This is a genomic window from uncultured Aquincola sp., from assembly GCF_964001545.1.
Lineage (GTDB): Bacteria > Pseudomonadota > Gammaproteobacteria > Burkholderiales > Burkholderiaceae_C > Aquincola.
Map to the genome: position 1 here is coordinate 1 of NZ_CAXFDV010000576.1, position 5,687 is coordinate 5,687.

Sequence of the window (5,687 nt, forward strand, 5' to 3'; positions counted from 1 at the left end):
CGAGCAACTGGTGCAGGCGGTGGCGGTGTTCAAGCTGCAGGCGCAGGGCGATCGTGCGCCGGCGGCCGCCGCGCCGGTGGCCATGCCGGCCCCGGCCCCGGCGCCGGCACCGGCACCGGGGCCGGCGGCACCCACCGCCCATGCCACCGCGGCCCGTGCCGCGATCCAGCAGGCCGCCGGCAAGCCGAAGGCTTCCGCCAGGCCGCTGGTCAAACCGGCCACCAAACCGGCCAGCAAGGCAGCCGCCAAGCCTGCCGCCAAGCCGGTGGTGAAGGCCACCGCACAGCCCGCAGCGGCGGCCCCCCCGCCGGCCCCGGCTGCCGCTTCGTCGGACGACTGGGAAACCTTCTGAGCGTAGGCCGCGGATCAGGGGCTTCACCGCACTGTCATCGCGCGCCCGTAAGGTCGCGCGGTTTTCAGCAGCCGGGCTTGGCCCCTTACCCATGCAACACCTCACTCCCTGGCGCGGCGGCCTTCGCCTGGCCTTGATCTGCGCCAGCGTCGCGCTGGCTTTCCCGGCTTCTGCGGCCGTCGTCATCAGCCAGGTCTATGGCGGCGGAGGCAACTCCGGCTCGGTGCTCAAGAGCGACTTCATCGAGCTGCACAACAACGGCAGCCAGCCCGAGACCATCAGCGGTTGGTCGGTGCAGTACGCCTCGGCCACCGGCAGCAACTGGCAGGTGACGGCCCTGCCCGCCGGCACCACGCTGGCCCCGGGCCGCTACCTGCTGATCAAGCAGGCCTCGCAAGGCGGTGGCAGCGTCGACGTCGTCGCCGACTACACCCCCAGCACCACCATCCCGATGTCGGCCGCCAGCGGCAAGGTGGCCCTGGTCAACAACGCCAATGCGCTGAGCGGCACCGCCCCCGGCGGCAGCGCGGTGATCGACATCGTGAGCTACGGCAGCGCCACGCCCACCAAGGGCTCGCCCACCGGTACGCTGTCGGCCACCAACGCGGCCATCCGCAAGAACGGCGGCTGCGACAACACCGGCGACAACAGCGCCGACTTCGCGGTGCAGGCCGCGGCCCCGCGCAACGGCAGCACTGCCGCGCTGGTGTGCGCCAACGACCCCGGCAACGGCGGTGGTGGCAGCCAGGCCCAGGCTGCGCGCATCTTTGCCATCCAGGGCAGCGGCCGCACCAGCCCGCTGGTGGGCAAGAAGGTGGTGACCAGCGGCGTGGTCACACGCATCAACAGCAACGGCTTTTTCATCCAGGACCCGGTGGGCGACAACGACCCCACCACCTCCGACGGCATCTTCGTGTTCACCGGCGCCAGCATCCCTGCCGCGGTGGCGGTGAACAACCTGGTGCAGGTGGAAGGCACGGTGGCCGAATTCAACACCGGCGCCGCCAGCAATGCGGTGACCCTGGCCAACCCGGTGACGCAGCTGACCGACGTCAGCGCCGTGAGCCTGCTGGGCAGCAACCAGAGCATCACGCCGGTGGTGGTGCAGCTGCCCGAAGCGGTGGAAGGTGACCTCGAGCGCTATGAAGGCATGCTGGTCACGCTGCCCGGCCCCTTCACCATCGCGCAGAACTACTTCCAGGGCCGCTACGGCCAGCTCACCCTGGCTGTTGGCGGCCGGCTGGAAACGCCCACCAACCGCTTCCGCCCCGGCCCGCAGGCCCAGGCGCTGGCCGACGAGAACAACCGCCGCCGCATCCTCCTGGACGACGGCAGCACGCTGCAGAACCCCAACCCCACGCCTTACCTGGGCACCGATGCGCTGCCGCGCGCCGGCGACCGCGTCGGCAACATCACCGGCGTGATCGACTACGGCCTGGCCACCAGCAGCAATGCCGACCCTGGCGACTACAAGATCCACCCGACGGTGATGCCCAGCTTCAGCATCGCCAACCCGCGCACGGCCGAGCCCGATGCGGTGGGCGGCAACGTGAAGGTGGCCAGCTTCAACGTGCTGAACTACTTCACCACCTTCACCAACGGCGCCACCGCCAGCGGCCAGACCGGGCAGGGCTGCAGCCTGGGTGCCAGCGTGTCGGCTTCCAACTGCCGTGGCGCCAGCAATGCCGCCGAGTTCAACCGCCAGCAGGCCAAGATCGTCGCGGCCATGGCCGCCATCGATGCCGACGCCTTCGGCCTGATGGAGATCCAGAACAACGGCAACGTGGCGGTGCAGAACCTGGTGGATGCACTCAATGCCAAGGTGGGCGCCAACCGCTATGCCGCTGCCGCGCTGCCTGCGCAAAGCACCGGCACCGACGCCATCCGCGTGGCCATCGTCTACAAGCCCGCGCGCCTGTCGGCCGTGGGCCAGCCGGTGAGCGACACCGACCCGGTGAACAACCGGCCCACGCTGGCGCAGACCTTTGCGCTGGCCAATGGCGAACGCTTCACGCTGTTCGTCAACCACCTCAAGAGCAAGAGCAGCTGCCCCGCCGCCGGTGATGCGGACGCCGCCGGCAACACCGACGCTGGCGATGGCCAGGGCTGCTGGAACGCCCAGCGCCTGCAGCAGGCCCAGCGCCTGCGCACCTTCGTGGCCCAGCGCCAGGCCGCGGTCGGCAGCACCGATGCGCTGCTGATCGGCGACTTCAACGCCTATGCGAAGGAAGACCCGATCGCCCAGCTCACCGGCAGCGGCTTCGTGGACGAGAGCGGCCGCTTCGAGAGCTTCGGCTACAGCTATGTGTTCGACGGCGCCGCCGGCCGCCTGGACCATGCGCTGTCCACCGGCAGCCTGTCGGCGCGGGTGACGGGCGTGAGCCACTGGCACATCAATGCCGACGAAACCCTGCTGGCCGACTACAACCAGGAGTTCAAGGCGCCGGCGCTGTGCAGCGGCAACCCGTGCCCGGCCGACCCGTACCAGCCCAACCCCTACCGCTCGTCGGACCACGACCCGGTGGTGGTGGGCCTGCAGTTGATGAAGTCCATCGTGGGCGGCACCGCGCGTGACACGCTGGTGGGCACGGCGGGCGACGACATCCTCGTCGGTGGTGCCAACCCCGACGTGCTGACCGGCGGCGCCGGCAAGGACGTGTTCGTCTACCAGTCGATGCGCGATGCCGGTGACCAGATCACCGACTTCACGCCCGGCGAAGACCGCATCGACCTGACGGCCCTGCTGGCCAGCATCGGCGCCGACCCGGCCACCGCCTTCAGCAAGGGCATCGTCAAGCTGGTGGCCGCCGGCAACGACGTGCTGCTGCAGATCGACACCGACGGTGCCGGCCCGGTGGCGCCGCGCACGCTGCTGACGCTGCAGAACCTGCGCCTGAACCAGATCCAAGCCCGGCGCGACCTGGGCGTGCAATGAAGCGACCGACCATGACCACGATGACCCGTACCCTCGTTCTGCTGGCCGGCCTGGCGGCCGCCGGCGCCACCCCCCTGGCCCAGGCCGGCACCCTGCCGGGCCTCACCGGCTGGACCACCGCCGGCGACGTGCTGGTGGGCAGCGACAGCGCCGCATTGATCACCACCGCAGCCATCGACTCGGGCGAGACGCCGATCAGCGGCCGCAGCGCACTGCTGTTCGACGCGCTGGAGCCCGCGCTGCAGCTGAATCCGGGCGCCTTGCCCGGCGACAGCTACGAAGGCTCGGGCCTGGTGGTGCAGGCCGACCTGGCCGCGCCGGTGCGCGTGAGCTTTCAGTGGACGCTGAGCACCGACAGCTACGACGCCGGCTACCTCGACCGCGGCTTCGTGGCGGTGGACGGCCAGCTCTTCGCCACGCTGGGTGAAGTGGCGGCCAGCCCGGTGGGCGGCAGCTTCAGCCTGCTGCTGGGCGCCGGCAGCCACACGCTGGCGCTGGGCCTGTTCGACGTCAATGCCACCGACCTGGTCTCGCGGCTGTCCATCAGCCAGCTGTCGGTCAGCGCGGTGCCCGAACCCGGCACCTATGCGCTGATGCTGGGCGGCCTGGCGGCGGTGGCCGCCGTGGCCCGCCGGCGCGCGCAGCGCTGAGCGTTCAGTCGGCGTCGGCGGGCCCGGCCGCAACCGGCCGCTGGGCGCCGATGTCATGCACCAGGCGCTGGTAGTCCGGCGCCTGGCGCACCAGCGTGCCGGCGGCCTGGCGCAGCCGCTGCACCTGCTCGACCGGCAGGAACAGGCTGGTGGGCAGGGCCAGCAGCTCACGCCGCTGCTGCGCATCGGGCAGCAGCCGCAGCGACACCGGCACGATGTGGATCGGCAGCTCGGCCTGATCGGTCCGCTTCAGGCTGCGCCACTGCTGGAACACCTCGGCCACCAGGGCCCGGGTCTCGTCGGAATAGCGGGCGATCAACACGTCGCTCAGGGCTTCGGCCACCTGGCCCACCCTGGGCACATCGGGGCTCTGGGCGATGGTGGTGCTGCTTTCGGTGCCGGCGTCCACCGCCACCACCACCAGCCGCTGCACGTTCTCCAGGTCGGCCTTGGCAAACAGCTTCTGCGGTGACAGGCGCGCCAGCCCATCCAGGTCCAGCAGGCCGCGCAGCGCCAGGTTGTCGGCCACGCCGCCGTCCACCAGGTGCAAGTAGGGCAGGGCCTGCCGGTCCTGCAGCCGTAAATCGTCCTGGATGCGGCGTTCCAGCCGCGAGCCTTGCAGCGTGGCCAGTTGCGCGGGCGTGAGCAGGCTGCGCAGGTCGGTGGGCGTGCCGCACTCGCCCGCGCGGTTCCACAGCGTGATGGGCGAAAACAGCAAGGGCACGGCGCTGGAGGCCGCCACCGCGCGCGCCAGCGGAAAGCGGCCGAGGTCGCTGCACAGCGCGTCGAAGGTCTCCTGCAGAAAGTCGAAACGCGCGCCGGTGGACAGCTCGGCCGCGCTGATGATGGCCATGGGCCCGCGCGGGCGGGCCACCAGGTCGCCGAAGGTGGCGCCGTGGAACAGCGCCTGGTCCAGCTCTTCGGCCAGCAGGTCGCCGCGGCCAAAGCGCGGCGAGGTGGTGCGCCAGAAGTCGCGCACCGAGGTGATGCGGTCGATCAGCCGCGACTGCACGTCGCGCTGCAGAAAGCGCGGCTCGAAGTCTTCGAAGATGCGGTCACCGGCCAGCGCCCAGTAGGCCGCGGTGATGGAGCCGCCCGACACCCCGGCCACCAGGTCCACCTCGTCCAGCAGCCGCTGCCGCTGGCCGTGCCATTGGATGGGCGTGCGCGCCAGCTCTTCCAGCACCCCGTAGGCCAAGGCCGCCGCCCGCGAGCCACCGCCCGAGAAGGTGACGATGACCATCAACTCCTCGTCCCCCGCCTGGCGGAACATCCCGCGCGCCCGGTAGCCCTCGTCCGGCGCGATGGCCGCCAGCGGCGGGTTGATGGGGTAGTGCGCGGTGGAGGCGCAGGCGGTGAGGAGGAGGGTGAGGGCGACGAGCACCAGCGGGGGCAGCAGGGACTGGACGAGGCGCGGCATCGGTCATGCGGGGGCGTGATGAGCCCGCGATGATGACGGGTTCGACGCCGTGGCGCCTTCAACCCGCCCGCAACCTCATCCACCCACCCATGCCCATCGCGGCCAGCGCCGCCACCACGGCGATGGCTGCCCCCACGCCCGCCACGGTGTGCACACCCCAGGCATCGATGCTGGCGCCGCCCCACAGGGCACCCAGGGCGATGCCGCCGTTGGCCGCCGACACGTTGAGGGTGCCGGCCAGCGCCTGGGCCTGGGGCGCCGCCTTCATCACCCGGATCTGGCACACGGGGTACAGCGCGGTGTTCGCGATGCCCCATACGCCCAGCGCCA

At 71.2% G+C, this 5,687-nt stretch carries 3 protein-coding genes and 2 pseudogenes; 3 read left to right on the plus strand and 2 right to left on the minus strand.

What is annotated here, in order from left to right:
- The 3 genes and pseudogenes from ABNT58_RS19815 to ABNT58_RS19825 form a co-directional block, all read left to right on the plus strand.
- Positions 1-352: pseudogene (locus ABNT58_RS19815) on the plus strand (hypothetical protein); the annotation flags it as partial.
- Positions 353-443: 91 nt separating this feature from the next.
- Positions 444-3,287, plus strand: coding sequence for an ExeM/NucH family extracellular endonuclease (locus tag ABNT58_RS19820; RefSeq protein WP_348755143.1), 2,844 nt, complete (start codon positions 444-446; stop codon positions 3,285-3,287).
- A gap of 20 nt (positions 3,288-3,307) precedes the next feature.
- Positions 3,308-3,937, plus strand: a complete 630-nt coding sequence (locus ABNT58_RS19825; protein WP_348755144.1) for a PEP-CTERM sorting domain-containing protein — start codon at positions 3,308-3,310, stop codon at positions 3,935-3,937.
- Positions 3,938-3,941: 4 nt separating this feature from the next.
- On the opposite strand, the gene ABNT58_RS19830 is transcribed toward ABNT58_RS19825, so the two are convergent.
- Both ABNT58_RS19830 and ABNT58_RS19835 read right to left on the minus strand, forming a co-directional pair.
- Complete coding sequence (locus tag ABNT58_RS19830; protein WP_348755145.1) at positions 3,942-5,357, minus strand: patatin-like phospholipase family protein; 1,416 nt, start codon at positions 5,355-5,357, stop codon at positions 3,942-3,944.
- Between the two features lie 58 nt (positions 5,358-5,415).
- A pseudogene (locus ABNT58_RS19835) lies at positions 5,416-5,687 on the minus strand (MFS transporter); the annotation flags it as partial.

What these genes read in the sequence shown, in the direction of transcription:
- ABNT58_RS19820 (WP_348755143.1), top strand. Translation starts at nt 444, where the DNA reads ATGCAACACCTCACTCCCTGGCGCGGCGGCCTTCGCCTGGCCTTGATC.
- ABNT58_RS19825 (WP_348755144.1), top strand. Translation starts at nt 3,308, where the DNA reads ATGACCCGTACCCTCGTTCTGCTGGCCGGCCTGGCGGCCGCCGGCGCC.
- ABNT58_RS19830 (WP_348755145.1), bottom strand. Translation starts at nt 5,357, where the DNA reads ATGCCGCGCCTCGTCCAGTCCCTGCTGCCCCCGCTGGTGCTCGTCGCC.